At 72.5% G+C, this 14,587-nt stretch carries 13 protein-coding genes; 9 read left to right on the top strand and 4 right to left on the bottom strand.

The window, feature by feature from the left end:
• Positions 1-103: 103 nt before the first annotated feature.
• The 3 genes from H537_RS0107035 to H537_RS41660 are packed head-to-tail and all read left to right on the top strand — an operon-like array spanning position 104 to position 4,580.
• Positions 104-2,071, top strand: coding sequence for a TonB-dependent receptor plug domain-containing protein (locus tag H537_RS0107035; protein ID WP_169516961.1), 1,968 nt, complete (start codon positions 104-106; stop codon positions 2,069-2,071).
• Between the two features lie 17 nt (positions 2,072-2,088).
• Positions 2,089-2,712: a YfiR family protein gene (locus H537_RS0107030; protein ID WP_028997330.1), complete on the top strand. Its 624-nt coding sequence runs from the start codon at positions 2,089-2,091 to the stop codon at positions 2,710-2,712.
• Between the two features lie 5 nt (positions 2,713-2,717).
• Complete coding sequence (locus H537_RS41660; protein WP_238446623.1) at positions 2,718-4,580, top strand: putative bifunctional diguanylate cyclase/phosphodiesterase; 1,863 nt, start codon at positions 2,718-2,720, stop codon at positions 4,578-4,580.
• A 442-nt stretch (positions 4,581-5,022) separates the two neighbouring features.
• Here H537_RS41660 and H537_RS0107020 read toward each other — a convergent pair whose 3' ends face one another.
• The 3 genes from H537_RS0107020 to H537_RS0107010 form a co-directional block, all read right to left on the bottom strand.
• Entirely contained in the window at positions 5,023-5,598 is a 576-nt protein-coding gene (locus H537_RS0107020; protein WP_028997329.1) for a YceI family protein, read from the bottom strand.
• A gap of 125 nt (positions 5,599-5,723) precedes the next feature.
• Positions 5,724-6,350 (bottom strand): YceI family protein, encoded by a 627-nt coding sequence (locus H537_RS0107015; RefSeq protein WP_211234974.1) that lies wholly within the window; start codon positions 6,348-6,350, stop codon positions 5,724-5,726.
• 63 nt (positions 6,351-6,413) lie between these two features.
• Positions 6,414-6,956, bottom strand: coding sequence for a cytochrome b (locus H537_RS0107010; protein WP_028997327.1), 543 nt, complete (start codon positions 6,954-6,956; stop codon positions 6,414-6,416).
• A 305-nt stretch (positions 6,957-7,261) separates the two neighbouring features.
• Between H537_RS0107010 and H537_RS0107005 the strand changes: the two genes are divergently transcribed.
• Both H537_RS0107005 and H537_RS41655 read left to right on the top strand, forming a co-directional pair.
• Positions 7,262-7,930: a lipocalin family protein gene (locus H537_RS0107005; protein WP_028997326.1), complete on the top strand. Its 669-nt coding sequence runs from the start codon at positions 7,262-7,264 to the stop codon at positions 7,928-7,930.
• 56 nt (positions 7,931-7,986) lie between these two features.
• The gene (locus tag H537_RS41655; protein ID WP_051242082.1) at positions 7,987-8,595 is read left to right on the top strand and encodes a BON domain-containing protein; all 609 of its coding nucleotides are present in this window, start codon (positions 7,987-7,989) and stop codon (positions 8,593-8,595) included.
• Positions 8,596-8,661: 66 nt separating this feature from the next.
• Here the strand turns inward: H537_RS41655 and H537_RS0106995 are convergent, their stop codons facing one another.
• On the bottom strand, positions 8,662-12,225 hold the full coding sequence (locus tag H537_RS0106995; protein WP_028997325.1) for an indolepyruvate ferredoxin oxidoreductase family protein: 3,564 nt from the start codon (positions 12,223-12,225) through the stop codon (positions 8,662-8,664).
• A 259-nt stretch (positions 12,226-12,484) separates the two neighbouring features.
• On the opposite strand from H537_RS0106995, the gene H537_RS0106990 reads away from it, so the two are divergent.
• Genes H537_RS0106990 through H537_RS0106980 form a run of 4 tightly spaced genes read left to right on the top strand, consistent with a single transcriptional unit; the run spans position 12,485 to position 14,537 of the window.
• Entirely contained in the window at positions 12,485-13,000 is a 516-nt protein-coding gene (locus H537_RS0106990) for an Lrp/AsnC family transcriptional regulator (protein WP_028997324.1), read from the top strand.
• 51 nt (positions 13,001-13,051) lie between these two features.
• Positions 13,052-13,201, top strand: coding sequence for a hypothetical protein (locus tag H537_RS52425; protein WP_156901491.1), 150 nt, complete (start codon positions 13,052-13,054; stop codon positions 13,199-13,201).
• The gene (locus tag H537_RS41650) at positions 13,198-13,905 is read left to right on the top strand and encodes a sensor histidine kinase (RefSeq protein ID WP_051242080.1); all 708 of its coding nucleotides are present in this window, start codon (positions 13,198-13,200) and stop codon (positions 13,903-13,905) included. Before H537_RS52425 ends, H537_RS41650 begins: the two co-directional genes overlap by 4 nt.
• Positions 13,902-14,537, top strand: a complete 636-nt coding sequence (locus H537_RS0106980) for a response regulator transcription factor (protein WP_028997323.1) — start codon at positions 13,902-13,904, stop codon at positions 14,535-14,537. Before H537_RS41650 ends, H537_RS0106980 begins: the two co-directional genes overlap by 4 nt.
• Positions 14,538-14,587: the final 50 nt, after the last annotated feature.

The raw sequence follows: 14,587 nt of genomic DNA, 5'->3' as shown, positions 1-14,587 counted from the left end.
GTGGAATCCCCAGGCGCTCGGGCTCAAGCCGGCCGCCGCGCAGCCGATGAACGAAGGTCCGTTTCATTGCCCGCGGGCGGCACCGTGCGCCGCCGACGACTTCATGCCTCCCCCGTTTCCCCGATCCGCCGCCTGGCTGCTGGCCCTGGCCGCCGCTGCAGCCGGTGCGCAGACCGCGCCGGCCCAGCCGCCCGAGGCGCTGCGCGACCTGGAGGTGCTGCTGGGGACCGAGGTGGAGGGCGCCTCGCGCCACCTGGAGTCGGCGCTGGATGCTGCGGCGGTGGTCAGCACCATCACCCGCGCCGAATCCGCGGCTCTGGGCCACCGCACGCTGGCGGAGATGCTGGACCGGCTGCCCGGCATCTACGTCGGCTCCAACCGCGGCTACGGCAGCGTGGGGCTGCGCGGCTTCAGCCGTCCGGGCGACTACAACGCGCGGGTGCTCATGAGCATCGACGGCTACCGCGTCAACGACGCCGTCTACGACCAGGCGCTGCCGGGCTGGGAGTTCCCCATCGTCGCCGACTGGGTCAAGCGGCTGGAGCTGGTCAACGGACCGGCCTCTTCCGTCTACGGCGGCAACGCGTTGCTGGGCGTAGTCAACGCCGTCACGCTCGACGGGCGCGACGCGCCGGGGACGAGGCTGCGCGCCGGGCTGGGCTCCTGGAACACGCGCGACGCGGTGCTGAGCCACGGCTGGCACGAGGGCGCAGCGGACCTGTTCATCGGGCTGGCGCTGCACCGCAGCGACGGCGAGACGCTGCAGGACCCGGCCCTGGCCGGCCCCGCCGCGCCCGACGGCCGCGTGGCCGGGCTCGACGGCACGCGCTACCGCAGCCTGTTCGTGAAGGGGCAGCTCGAAGGCTGGCGCCTGACCCTGGGCAGCCAGGAGCGTGTCAAGGACATGGCCACCGCGCCCTACGGCACGCAGCCGGGCGTGGCCGGCACACGCTACACCGACCGCTACGACTTCGCCGAGCTGGGCTGGGACGGCGCCGTGGCGGACGACTGGCGCGCCGCGGTGCGCATGAACGTCTCGCGCAGCGGCTACGACGGGCGCTACGTGTACGGCACCCCGGCGTCGCCGCTGATCAACCGCGACGCCGTCAGCGGCGACTGGGCCGGCCTGGATGCGCGGCTCCATTGGCGCGGCTGGATCAACCACGAGCTCACGCTGGGGGCCGAGGCGCGGCGCATCTACAACGCGCGCCAGCACAACTTCGACGAAATCCCGCCGGCCACCTACCTGGACCGGCACGACACGCAGATGCAGGGCGCGGTGTACGCGCAGGACCACTGGCGGCTGTCCGAGCGCTGGTCGCTGACCGCGGGCGGGCGCGTGGACCGGGTGCAGGGCTTCGACCCGGCCTTCTCGCCGCGCCTGGCGCTGGTGATGCGGCCCAGCGAGCACGAGGCGCTGAAGCTGCTGTTCGGGCGCGGCTTCCGCGTGCCCAACTTGGCCGAGCGCTTCTACGACGACGGGGGCGCGTCGCAGCTCGCCAACCCGGCGCTGCGGCCCGAGCGCGTGCGCTCGGTGGCGCTGGCCTGGGAGCGCGCCGTGGGCGCGCACAGCCGCGTGGCGCTGCACCTCTACCGCGACCGGCTCAGCGAGCTCATCGACTTCGTGCCCGTGAGCGCGCAGGTGTCGCAGTACCGGAACCTGTCGCACGTGCACAGCAGCGGCCTGGACGTGGAGGCGCAGGGGCTGCTCGACGCGGGCGTGCAGTGGCGCACGTCGGTGTCGCTGCAGGACGCGGAGTTGGCGCAGGGCGCGCTGGGCAACTCGCCGCGCTGGATCTTCAAGGGCCACGTGCTGGTGCCGCTGCCGCGGCCGGCCTGGTCCGCCGCGCTGCAGTGGCAGGCGCTGGGCCGGCGCGCGTCCAACGTGCCCGCGCAGGCCACACTGGACGCGGTGCTGCGCTGGCAGCCATTGCCGGCCAGCACGCTGGCACTGCGCGCGCTCAACCTCTTCGATGTCCGGACCTGGGACCCGGCCGCGCCGGATGCGGCGCTGGCGCGCTTCCCGCGCGAGCGGCGGCGCATCGAAATCGACTGGCAGCAGGCCTTCTGAGGGTGCGCCATACCGCCATGCCCTCGTTCCCCCACCGCTTTCCGGGCCTGGCCCTGCTGCTGCTGCCGCTGCTGCTGCTTCTGGCGGCAGTGGCGGCGCGGGCGCAGCCGCTGCCGGAGGTGGAACTCAAGGCGCAGATCCTGTGGCGCGCGCTGCAGTTCGTCGACTGGCCGGCCGAGGCCGGTCCCGCGCAGGTGCTGCAGCTGTGCCTGCTGTCGCCGGGGCCGCTGGCCGAGGCGCTGCGCGAGTGGCAGCAGCGCGAGCTCAACGGGCGGCGCGTGGAACTGCGCCGTGTGGTGGTCACGACCAGCACCGGTGCCGTCGGCAGTGCGGGCGGCACGGTGGCGAGCACGAGCGCCGGGCCGAAGCCCGCCGCCGCGCTGCCGGCCGCGGCCGTGGCGGGCTGCCACGTCGCCTACGTCGGCACCGATGCGCTGCTGCCCGTGCCGGCGCCGCGCGGGCTGCTGTGGGTGGGCGACAGCCACGGCCTGACCGAGCGCGGCGTCACGCTGAACCTGCAGCCGCACCAGGGGCGCATCGTCTTCGACGTGGATCTGCAGGCGGCCCGCCGTGCGGGACTGGAGATCAACGCGCGGCTGCTGCGGCTGGCGCGCTTCGTGCACATGGAGGGCTCGCCTTGAAGGCCGTGATGAAAGGGCCGGGGCTGCTGCTGCGCCGCGGCAGCGACACGCTGCTGGCCTGCGCCGCGATGCTGATCGTGGCGCTGCTGCTGGGGCTGTTCGAGTACCTGCAGCTCGACCGCCGCCAGCAGGAGGCGCTGCGCACGCAGGCCGAGCTGGTGGGGCGCACCACGGCGGCGGCGCTGCTGTTCGACGACGCGGCCGAGGCGCGCGTGCTGCTGGCGGCCTTCGAGGCCGCGCCGGCGGTGGCCTCGGCGCAGCTGCTGCGCAGCGACGGGCACGCGCTGGCGGAGTTCCGCCGCGACGCGGCACCCGACTGGCTGGAGCGCCACGGCGGCTCCCTCGTTACCGAGGTGACGGTGTCGGGCGGCAACGGCCCGGCGGTGGGGCGGCTGCGGGTGTGGGCCTACCGGGCGCCGACGTGGCGCGGCCTGGCCTCGGTGATGCTGGCGGCGGTGCTGATCATGGCCCTGGCGCTGGGCGTGGTGGCGCTGGCCTCGCGCCGCCAGCGCGCGCGGGTGCGCGCGGCCGACGCGCGCACGCACTACCTCGCGCACCACGACGTGCTCACCGGCCTGGCCAACCGCGAGCGCTTCACGGCCGAACTGGCGCAGGCGGCGGCCTCGGGCGCGCCGGCGGCGCTGATGTGCCTGGACGTGGACGACTTCAAGCTCATCAACGACACCCGCGGCCATGCCGCGGGCGACGCGGTGCTGCGCGCGGTGGCGCAGCGGCTGCAGTCGCTGGTGCGCTCGCACGACGAGGTCGGGCGCCTGGGCGGGGACGAGTTCGCGCTGCTGCTGCGCGCGCCGGTGGACGAACGCATCGCCAGCAGCGTGGCGCAGCGCATCGTCGAGGTGCTGCCGCGGCGCATCGAGCACGAGGGCGTGTCGCTGAAGGTGGGCGTGTCGCTGGGCCTGGCGCTGCTGCCCGCGGATGCCGCCACGGCCGAGGGCGCCCTGGCCTGCGCGGACATGGCGATGTACCAGGCCAAGCATGCCGGCAAGGGTGCGTGGAGCCGCTACACCCCGGCGCTGGGGGAGGTGCAGCGCGAGCGCCGCGAGCTGACGCAGGCGCTGCGCGTGGCGCTGGCGCGCGAGGAGTTCACGCTGGCCTACCAGCCGCTGTTCGACGGCCACGGCCGGCTGCAGGGCGTGGAGGGGCTGGCGCGCTGGCAGGACCCGCAGCGCGGCCCGGTGCCGCCGGGGCTGTTCATCCCGGTGCTGGAGGAGGCCGGGCTGGTGGGCGAGCTGGGGCTGGTGCTGCTCAAGCGGCTGCGGCTCGACCTGGACGCCTGGGCCGAAGAGGGGCTGCACTGCCCGCCGGTGGCGCTGAACCTCAGCTCGCACCAGTGCCGCCAGGAGGTGCAGCGCGAGCGCTTCCTGCAGCAGCTGCACACGCTGCGGCTGACGCCGCGGGAGGTGGAGTTTGAGCTCACCGAGTCCACGGTGTTCGAGGACCTGGACAACCCGGTTTCCGTGGTGCGTGCGCTGCAGTCGCGCGGCTACGCGCTGGCGATCGACGACTTCGGCACCGGCTACAGCTCGCTGGCCTACCTGCTGCGGCTGCGCTGCGACAAGCTCAAGATCGACCGCATCTTCGTGGACGGCGTGGCCGACCGCGCCGATGCCGCGCTGCTGGTGGAGACCATGGTGCGCGTGGCCCATGCCATGGGCATGCGCGTGGTGGCCGAGGGTGTGGAGCGCGAGGTGGACCGCTGCCGGCTGCTGGCGCTGGGCTGCGACCTGTTCCAGGGCTTCTGCCTGTCGCATCCGCTGCCGCCGCGGCGCCTGGCCGCGCTGCTGCGCGACGGCGGGGTGGCGGTGCCGACACCGGCGCCGGTGCCCGAGGCGCAGGGTCAGTCTTAGTTGGCGAGCTGAGCCTCGGGCGGGACGACAAGGCGCCCCGCAAACACCGAGGGGCCCGGCCATGAAGCCGGGCCCCTCGGGCCGTGCCTGAACCGGTGTCAGCTCGTGAGGGTCTGCACCAGCAGCAGTCCCAGGGCCGCCAACGCGACGGCAAATTGCACCCAACCTTGTTCACTCATCGTTCTGTCCTCCGGTCCGTTCCAAGCTCAAAGAAACCTGTGCGAGGAAGCTTATGCGCTGAACGCAGACCCCGCGGCCGGCCGGACCCCGAGTGGGTGGCGAAGTCCGGAGTAAGGAACGCGGTTTGCCTCAATCCCCGATTCGGCTCTGGGCACCAACTTGGGGTGGCCGGGTTGCCCATGAAAAAGCCCCGCGGCCTCGGGGGCGGCGGGGCTGCGGGAGGGCCGGGCGAGCGCGTCGCCGGCCCTGGGCCCGGCAGTTCTTACTGCTTGATCGCCTCGACCTGGATCACCAGCTTCACGTTGTCCGGCGCGCCCATGTTCAGGCCCCAGTTCACACCCCAGAGGCTGCGCTGCAGCGTGGTCTCGAAGTCGCCGCCGCAGACCTCGCGCTTGAGCATCGGGTTGGTGTAGCAGTTGAAGCGGGTGGCCTTGAGCACCACCGGGTTGGTCTTGCCGCGCAGCGTCAGCTGGCCGGCCACCTCGGTGACCTTGTCGCCGTCGAAGCTGAACTTGTCGGCCACGAACTTGGCGGTGGGGAACTGCTCGGCGGCGAAGAAGTCGTCGCTGCGCAGGTGCTTGTCGAAGGGCGCCGTGCCGGTGCTGATGGAGCCCGTCTCCAGCGTCAGTTCCACGCGGCCGGTGCGCGCGGCGCGGTCGAACTCGACGGTGCCTTCCTTCTTGTCGAAGCGGCCGCGGTTCATCGACGTGCCGAAGTGCGGGAACTCGAAGGTGACGAAGGTGTGCGACGGGTCGATGGCGTAGGTGGCGGCCTGCGCGGGCAGCACGGCGGCCGCGGCGGTGGCGGCCAGCGCGGCCAGGGCGAAGATCTTCTTCATGGGGCTTCCTTGCGGGTTCTGGTTGGGTTTGCAGGGATCTGCGGGGACTGCAGGCACGCGCACGGGCGGCGCCCGGCGCGGGACAACTCGCGTGGGGCCCGCGGCGGCGCGGGCCCGGCCGGGGGTCAGAGCGGGGCGATGCCGCTGAGGGTGAGCTTGAACTTCACCGCCACGTCGTTGGCGACCATGGAGGTGTCGGCCCATTCGCCTTCGCCGATGCGGTGCTCCAGCCGCTTGAGCGTGAAGCCGCCGGTGGCGACGGTGTTGGCGCCGGCCGCGGCCAGCGTCACCGGCACCACGACGTCGCGCGTGACGCCCTTGAGCGCGAACTGGCCCGCGACCTCGTAGCGGTTGCCGCCCAGCGCCTTGACGGCGGTGGAGGTAAAGGTGGCCTGCGGGAACTTGGCGGTGTTGAACCACTCGGGCTTGACCACCTCGGCCTCGCTCTCGGGCGCGCCCATGGTGATGCTGGCCAGGTCTACCTTCAGCGCGATGCGCGCGGTTTCGGGCTTCTTGGGGTCGAACTGCACCTGCGCCTCGAAGCGGCGGAATCGCCCGTCCACGGGCACGCCCATCTGGCGGCTGGTGAAGGCGACCTCGCTCTGCGCGGCCACCAGTTGCGCCGGCGCGGGTGCGGCGGACGTGGCGGCGGCGGGCTTCGCGCCGGCGGCCGGCTTGGGCGCCGTCTGGGACCAGGCCGGGGTGCTCAGCGCCGCGGCCAGCGCCAGCAGGGACAGGGAACGCAAGGACATGTAGAGGCTTTCTGGGGAATTCGGGCGATCGGGGATCGGGGATCGAGGATTGGCGGCCTGCGCTCAGGCGCGGCCGAAGCCCATGCGGGCGAGCAGGCCGTCGCGGTCGATGAGCTGGTGCTTGAACACCGCCGCCAGGTGCAGCAGCACGAGCGCGCCCAGCGTCAGCGCGAAGCCCTTGTGCAGACCCTTGAGGGTCGCGGCGAGTTCCTTGTCCACCGGCACGAAGTCCGGCAGCGGCAGCACGCCGAACAGCACCACCGGGAAGCCGGCAGCCGAGCTGTAGGCCCAGCCCACCAGCGGCACGGCGAAGAACAGCAGGTACAGCGCGTGGTGCGTGGCGTGCGCCGCGCTGCGCTGCCAGCCGGACATGGCCAGCTCGCGCGGACGCGGCGAGCGCAGCCGCACCATCAGCCGCAGCGCCGACAGCGCCAGGATCACCACGCCGGCCCACTTGTGCCAGCTGTAGAGCTTGAGCCGCTGCGGCGACACCGGCAGCTCGTGCATGTACAGGCCCAGCGCGAAGGTGCCGGTGATCAGCACGGCCAGCAGCCAGTGCAAGGCCACAGCGGGCGTGCTGTAGCGGGAAACGGCGGATTCGGGCATGGGCGGTGGCGGAACGCAGCGGGTGGCGATGGCCGCAGTATCCGAACTGGCGCAGCCCCCCGGCTTCAGTGGGCTTGAGGCTGTATTTCAGAAAAGCTGAATGCTGCGCCTTGATGGCGCGCAAGGAATGTGCATGCCGGGCACGACCGGCCCGCCGTCGGGCCGGTGGACTGCCGACGTTGTGGGCGCTGTCCGACAAGCGGCGGCGAGCCCCGACTACAGCCGGCTTTTGGGCGCCGTCCTAGAGTGGGTTCCATGCTGCAGGGCAACAGCGCCCGCAGCGCACAGGTCTTCAGGAGCACGCCATGCAGCGCTTCGCCCTCCCTTCCTCCTCGTCGCCGCGGCGCGTGCCTCGGGCTGTGCAGCTGATGCTGTTGCTGGCGGCGCTGCTGATGGCGCTGGCAGGCGTGTGGCTGCATCCGGCCACGGCCGCCGCGGGGCCCATCGACACCGTGCCGGTGCTCGACCTGAGCCGCTACAGCGGCGTCTGGTACGAGCTCGCGCATGCCGGCGACCCCGGGCGCCGCGGCTGCGCCGCCGACGTGGTGACCGACGTGCGCCCCGAGCCGGGCCAGCGCCTGCTGCTGACGCAGCACTGCCGCCGCAGCGACGGCAGCCCCACGCAGGTGCGCGGGCTGGCGCTGCCCCAGGGGCCGGCGCGCTTCGAGGTGAGCTGGCTGCCGGCCGGGCTGCGCTGGCTGCCCGCGGGGCGGCAGGACCACTGGGTGGTGGCGCTGGACCCCAACTACCGCGTCGCCGTGCTCAGCGACCGCCAGGGCACGCTGCAGCGCGTGCTCTCGCGCCAGCCGCAGGTCGATCCCGAGGCCTGGGCGGCGCTGATGGCCGAGCTGCGCCAGCGCGGCTTCGAGGTCGGGCGGCTGGTGCCCACGCTGCAGATCGGCACCCGCCAGCCCGGCGCCGCCAGCCGTCCCGCGGTCTGGGCCGCAGCCCCGGCGCACGGCCCACAGGCCTGAGCAGGCGCACCGCTTGCCTGAATCGTTCATCTGTCACTTCGATCAGGAGTCCCGAGATGCTCGATCTGCGCTTGCGTCCCGTTGTTTTCGCCGCTGCGGCCCTGGTGGGCGTGCTCGCCGGCTGCAGCCCGCAGTCCGACGCCAACAAGCCCGCCGAGGCGGTGGTTCGGAATGAACCCGCGCCGGACGCGGTGACCGCGGCCTCCGGTGCCGCAGCGACGGCCTCGGCGGCGATGGGCAACGCGGCCGACAACATCAAGGAAGCGGCGGGCGAAGCCAAGGACAAGGCAGCTGCCGCGGCCGACACCGCCGGCGACAAGACCGCCACGGCGGCCGACAAGGCCGGTGACAAGGTGGCTGCCGCAGCGGATGCCGCGGGCGACAAGGTGGCCGCCGCGGCTGCCGCCACCAGGGACAAGGCGGTGGAACTGGCCGGCGACGCCAAGGAGCTGGCTGGCGATGCCGCAGTCACCGCCCGCGTCAAGACCACGCTGGCCGCCGATGCCAAGCTCAGCGCGCTGGACATCAACGTGGACACCAAGGACGGCGTGGTCAAGCTCACCGGCACTGCCCCCGACAACGCCGCCCGCAGCCACGCCACCAACCTGGTCAAGGGCGTCAAGGGCGTGAGCAAGGTGGACAACCAGCTCAAGACCTCGTCCTGAGGCCGCACAGCGAAAAGGCCCGGAGCGCATGAGCGGCTCCGGGCCTTTTTCATGGGGTGGCGTCGATCAGGCTGCCTTCCTCGCCCCTTCCGAGCGCCACTGCGCCATCAGCGTGTCCCACTCGCGCCGCGCCACGGCGAGGTGGCGTGCCTTCACGTGGCCGAAGCCGCGGATCTGCTGCGGGATGCGCGCGATCTGCAGCGCCAGCGGCAGCTTCTGCGCCGTCAGCCCGCCCAGCAGCTCCTCGATGCAGGCGCGGTACTGCTCGATCAGCGCACGCTCCTCGCGCCGCTCCGCCGTGCGGCCGAACAGGTCCAGCGCCGTGCCGCGCAGCCCCTTCATGCGCGCCAGCAGCTTCAGGGCGCCGCGCATCCACGGCCCGTAGGACTGCTTCACCGGCTCGCCGCGCGCGTTCGTCTTCGCCAGCAGCGGCGGCGCCATATGGTGCACCACCTTGAAGTCGCCTTCGAACATGGCGCCGAGCTGCTGCTCGAACACCGGGTCGGTGTGCAGCCGCGCCACTTCGTACTCGTCCTTGTAGGCCATGAGCTTGAACAGGCCCTGCGCCACGGCCTCGCTCAGCTTCGTGGTGGCCAGCGACTGCTCGGCGTCGCGCACGCGCTGCACGAAATCGCGATAGCGCTGCGCGTAAGCGGCGTCCTGGTAGCCGGTGAGGAAGTCCACGCGGCGCTGGATCAATTCCTCCAGCGCCGGCCGGCGCACGATGCTGATCACCTGCGCCGCCTGGAACAACGCCTGCACGGCGGCCAGGTCGTGCGCGCAGCGCCGTCCCCACTCGAAGGCGCGCAGGTTCTTCTCCACCTGCACGCCGTTGAGCTCGATGGCCCGGCGCAGCGAGGCGCGCTGCAGCGGGATGCGCCCCATCTGCCAAGCCACGCCCAGCAGCAGCGGGTTGGTGTAGATCGAGTCGCCCAGCAGCTTCGCCGCCACTTGTTCCGCGTCGAAGGCGAACAGCCGCTCGCGCCCGACCTGCTGCGCGATCGTGTCCTGGCACGGGCCCAGCGGGAACTGCCAGTCGGGCTGGTGCACGAAGGCCGCCGTGGGCGCGCCGTGGCTGTTGAGCGCCACGCCGGTGCGGCCCGGGTGCATCACGGCCAGCGTCGCCGGCAGCGCCGCGACGATGGCGTCGCAGGCGATCACGAGGTCGGCCTTGGCCGTGTCCACCTTGGTGGTGTGGATGGCCGCGGCCGAGTCGGCAATCTGCACGTGGCTCCAGGTGGCACCGCCCTTCTGCGCCAGGCCGGCGGAGTCCTGCGTGACGATGCCCTTGCCCTCCAGGTGCGCCGCCATGCCCAGCAGCTGGCCGATGGTGATCACGCCCGTGCCGCCGATGCCCGCCACCACGATGCCCCAGGCCTGCGCGGCGGGCGGCAGCGCCGGCTCGGGGATTGGCGGCAGCGCCTCGGGGTCCTGCGCCTTGTCGGGCTTGGGCTTCTTCAGCGTACCGCCTTCCACCGTCACGAAGCTCGGGCAGAAGCCCTGCGTGCACGAGTAGTCGAGGTTGCAGCTGTTCTGGTTGATGCGGCGCTTGCGGCCGAACTCGGTTTCCACCGGCTCCACCGACAGGCAGTTGCTCTTGTCGCCGCAGTCGCCGCAGCCCTCGCACACGGCCTCGTTGATTACCACGCGCTTGGCCGGCTCCTGCATCGTCCCGCGCTTGCGGCGGCGCCGTTTTTCAGTCGCGCAGGTCTGGGCGTAGATCAGCACCGTGCAGCCGGCGATCTCGCGCAGCTCGCGCTGCACGTCGTCGAGCTCGGTGCGCTCGCGCACGGTGACGCCGTCGGCCATGCCGGGCATGGCGCGGTAGGCCTCGACCGTGTCGGTGACGATGACGATGCGCTTCACGCCCTCGGCGCGCAGCTCCTGCGTCATCTCCGGCACGCGCATGCCACCTTCCACCGGCTGCCCGCCGGTCATGGCCACGGCGTCGTTGAACAGGATCTTGTAGGTGATGTTCACGCCGGCGGCGATGGCCTGCCGGATCGCCAGCAGCCCGCTGTGCTGGTAGGTGCCGTCGCCCAGGTTGGCGAACACGTGCGGCTCGGTGGTGAAGGGCGCCTGGCCCACCCAGGGCACGCCTTCGCCGCCCATCTGCGTGAAGGTGCTGGTGGAGCGGTCCATCCACGTGACCATGTAGTGGCAGCCGATGCCCGCCACCGCGCGCGAGCCTTCGGGCACGCGGGTGCTGGTGTTGTGCGGGCAGCCGCTGCAGAACCAGGGCTTGCGCTCGGCCGGCGCCGCTGCGCCGGGGGCGGCCAGCGCCGTCAGGCTGCGCTCCTTGGCTTCGAGCACCGCGAGCCGCGCGTCCATGCGCGCGGCGGTGTCGGCGTCCACGCCCAGCTTCTTCAGCCGCCGGGCGATGGCCTTGGCGATGAGCGCCGGCGTGAGGTCGGCCTGCGCGCGCAGCAGCCAGTTGCCGCTGGGGTTGGGCCGGCTCCACTCGCCGCCGCTCACGTCGCCCTCGGGCTCGTCGAACTTGCCCAGCACGTTGGGGCGCACGTCGGGGCGCCAGTTGTAGAGCTCCTCCTTGAGCTGGTACTCGATGACCTGGCGCTTCTCCTCCACCACCAGGATCTCCTGCAGCCCCTGCGCGAAGGCGCGGGTGATGTTGGCCTCCAGCGGCCACACCACGTTGACCTTGTGCAGCCGGATGCCCAGACGCCCGCAGGCGGCCTCGTCCAGCCCCAGGTCGGCCAGCGCCTGGCAGGTGTCGTTGAAGGCCTTGCCGCTGGCGATGATCCCGAAGCGGTCGTTCGGGCCCGAGATCACGTCGTGGTTGAGGCGGTTGGCGCGCACGTAGGCCAGGGCCGCGTACCACTTGAAGTCCATCAGCCGCGCCTCCTGCACCAGCGGCGGGTCGGGCCAGCGGATGTGCAGGCCGCCGGGCGGCATCTCGAAGTCCTCGGGCAGCACGATGCGCACGCGCTCGGGGGCGATGTCCACCGTGGTGCTGGACTCCACCACCTCCTGGATCGTCTTCATCCCCACCCACAGCCCCGAGAAGCGGCTCATCGCCCAGGCGTGCAGGCCCATGTCCAGGATGTCCTGCACGCTGGAGGGGAAGAACACCGGCAGCCCGCAGGCCTTGAACACGTGGTCGCTCTGGTGCGGCGCGGTGGAGCTCTTGGCCACATGGTCGTCGCCGGCCACCGCGATCACGCCGCCGTGGCGCGCCGTGCCGGCCAGGTTGGCGTGCTTGAGCACGTCCACGCTGCGGTCCACGCCCGGGCCCTTGCCGTACCAGAGGCCGAACACGCCGTCGTGCTTGCGCTTGTCGGGGTAGAGGTCCAGCTGCTGCGTGCCCCACACCGCCGTCGCCGCCAGCTCCTCGTTCACCCCCGGCTGGAACACCACCTGGTGCGCCGCCAGGTGCTTCTTGGCGGACCACATTGCCTGGTCCACGCCGCCCAGCGGGCTGCCGCGGTAGCCGCTGACGAAGCCGGCCGTGTTGAGCCCGGCCATGGCGTCGCGCTGCTGCTGCAGCATCGGCAGCCGCACCAGCGCCTGCACGCCGCTCATGAAGGCGCGTCCGCGCTCCAGCGCGTACTTGTCTTCCAGCGTGACTTTCTCCAGGGCCAGTCGCACGGATTCGGGCAGGGGGGCGTTCATCGTGGCGGCTCCTTCCAAAGGGGGTGGTCGAATCGCGGCAGTCTAGGTTTCAACGCGCGGCAAGGGCTTTCGTTGTTTGCCGGGATGCCGGGGGTCTGCGCAAGAATCTTTCTCTGAAGCGTTGATTGGAGAAAAGATGGCCTCGAAACTTGGCAGTTCAGGGAAAACCCGCAGCACTGACGGCCCGTCCGCCGCGGGTGCCGGGCTCCCCCTTTCGGGGGCATCGGCCGTGCCGGCCGGGGAGGGCGCGGCGGCGCCGGTGACGGCCGCCGGCGTGGCGGGGCTGGACCGCTACGACGTGGCGATCCTCGATGAGCTGCAGCGCGACGCGCGGCTGTCCAACGCCGAGCTGGCAGAGCGCATCGGGCTGTCGGCCGCGCCCACTTGGCGTCGCGTCAAGGCGCTGGAGCAGCGCGGCGTGATCACGGGCTACCGCGCCGAGATCGACCGCCGCCGCATCGGCCTGGGCGTGCTGGCCTTCGTGCGCGTGGACGCCGACCGCAACACCGGCACCGCCACGCGCGAGCTGGAAGAGGCACTGCGCCGGCTGCCCGAGGTCACCTCGTGCCACTACATCAGCGGCGCGGGCACCTTCGAGCTGCAGGTCATGGCCACCGACCTCGACGCCTTCGCGCGCTTCGCCACCCACACGCTGCTGAACCTGCCCCACGTGAAGGACATCCACACCAGCTTCTCGCTGGGCGAGGTCAAGGCCGGCGCGGCGCTGCCGCTGTCGCACCTGGGGGCGCGGGCCTCGGGCGCGCGCCCGGGTTGACAAATTTGCTTAAGCATTTCCCCTGGCATGGGGCTTGCGCTGAAGAAGCACATGTTTCCCCTTGCTGCCAATTCCCCGCATCCCGAGCGCGCACCGCGCTGTAGTCACTGCACCGGGCTGGACCGCCAGCCCGCACGTTCACAGGGCGAGGGCACCGTGGCGGTGCCGATGGCGGGGCTGGTGGCCGGAGCCCAGGCATGAATGCCCTGTACCACCCCGACGGAGACACCCTGGCGCGGCTGCGCGGGCTGCTGCAGCACACCGAGGCGCAGCACGCGCGCACGCAGGCGCAGCTGGCGCAGCAGCTCCACGGCGAGCTGGGCGCGCTGCTGGTGGCGGTGAAGCTGGAGCTGGGCTGGGTCGAGCGCCGCCTGGAGGAGCAGCCCGACCTGGCGACCAAGTGCGCCAGCCTGGGCGGCCTGCTCGATGCGGCGGTGGAGAACCTCAACCGCGTGGCGACCTCGCTGCGCCCGCGGCTGCTGGAGTGGCCGGGCCTGTGGGCGGCGCTGGAGTGGCAGGCGCAGGACTTCGCGCAGCGCCACGGCCTGCAGGCCGACGTGCGCATGCACGTGCAGGCCGGGGCGGAGCTGCCCCCTTCGGCGCAGGACTGGGCCGACGCGGTCTATCGCAGCGCCGACGCGCTGCTGGACAACGTGGCGCGCCACGCGCAGGCGAGCACGCTGCGCGTGCGGTTGTACGTGGAGGCCCCGCCCGCGGGGCTGGTGATGCTGGAGATCGGCGACGACGGCGTGGGCTTCGAGCCCGCGGCGCTGGCGCGTGGCTGGGGCCTGCTGGCGCTGCGCGAGCGCGTGGCGCATTGGGGCGGGCGGCTCACGCTGGCAAGCGTGCCCGGCGGCGGCACCACGGTGCGCCTGCAGCTGCCGCTGCCGCAGGGGGTGTCATGACCCGCATCCTGTTGTGTGACGAGCACCCGCTGCTGCGCCAGGCACTGCGCCAGGTGCTGACCGAGGCCGGCGCGGAAGTGGCGGCCGAGGCCGCCAGCGGCGCCGAGGTGCTGCGCCTGGTGGGCGCGGCCGGTGGGCCGCCTTTCGACGTGGTGCTCATGGACATCGAGATGCCCTACCGCGACGGGCTGGACCTGCTGCGGCGGCTGCGCAGCGACCGTCCGCGCCTGCCGGTGCTGATGCTCTCGGCCTTCGCCGACAAGCAGTACGCCGTGCGCAGCCTGAAGCTGGGCGCCGCGGGCTGCCTGGGCAAGGGCAGCGACGGGGCGCAGTTCCGGGAGGCCATCCGCACCGTGATCGCCGGCGGGCTGCACATCCCGCCCGACGTGGGCGCGCAGCTCGACGGCGCGCTGGCGCGCGGCGGCCGCGCCCCGCTGCGCGAGCGGCTGTCGGCGCGCGAGTACGAGGTGTTCCGCCTGCTGGCCTCGGGCCGCAGCGTGGGCGAGATCGGCGCCGCGCTGGAGATGGCGCCGCACGAGGTCGCGCAGTGCCGCGCGCAGCTCATGGAAGCCACCGGCGTGCGCAACGACGTGGAGCTCACGCTGTACGCGGTGCGGGAGGCGATGGTCTGAGGCGCGCGGAGGCGGGCCCTCCGCCCCTTGCGACCGCTGCCGTCCGCAGG

It is taken from the genome of Azohydromonas australica DSM 1124, assembly GCF_000430725.1.
Taxonomy (GTDB): Bacteria; Pseudomonadota; Gammaproteobacteria; order Burkholderiales; family Burkholderiaceae_C; genus Azohydromonas; species Azohydromonas australica.
This window is presented reverse-complemented; position numbering and strand designations above follow the sequence as displayed.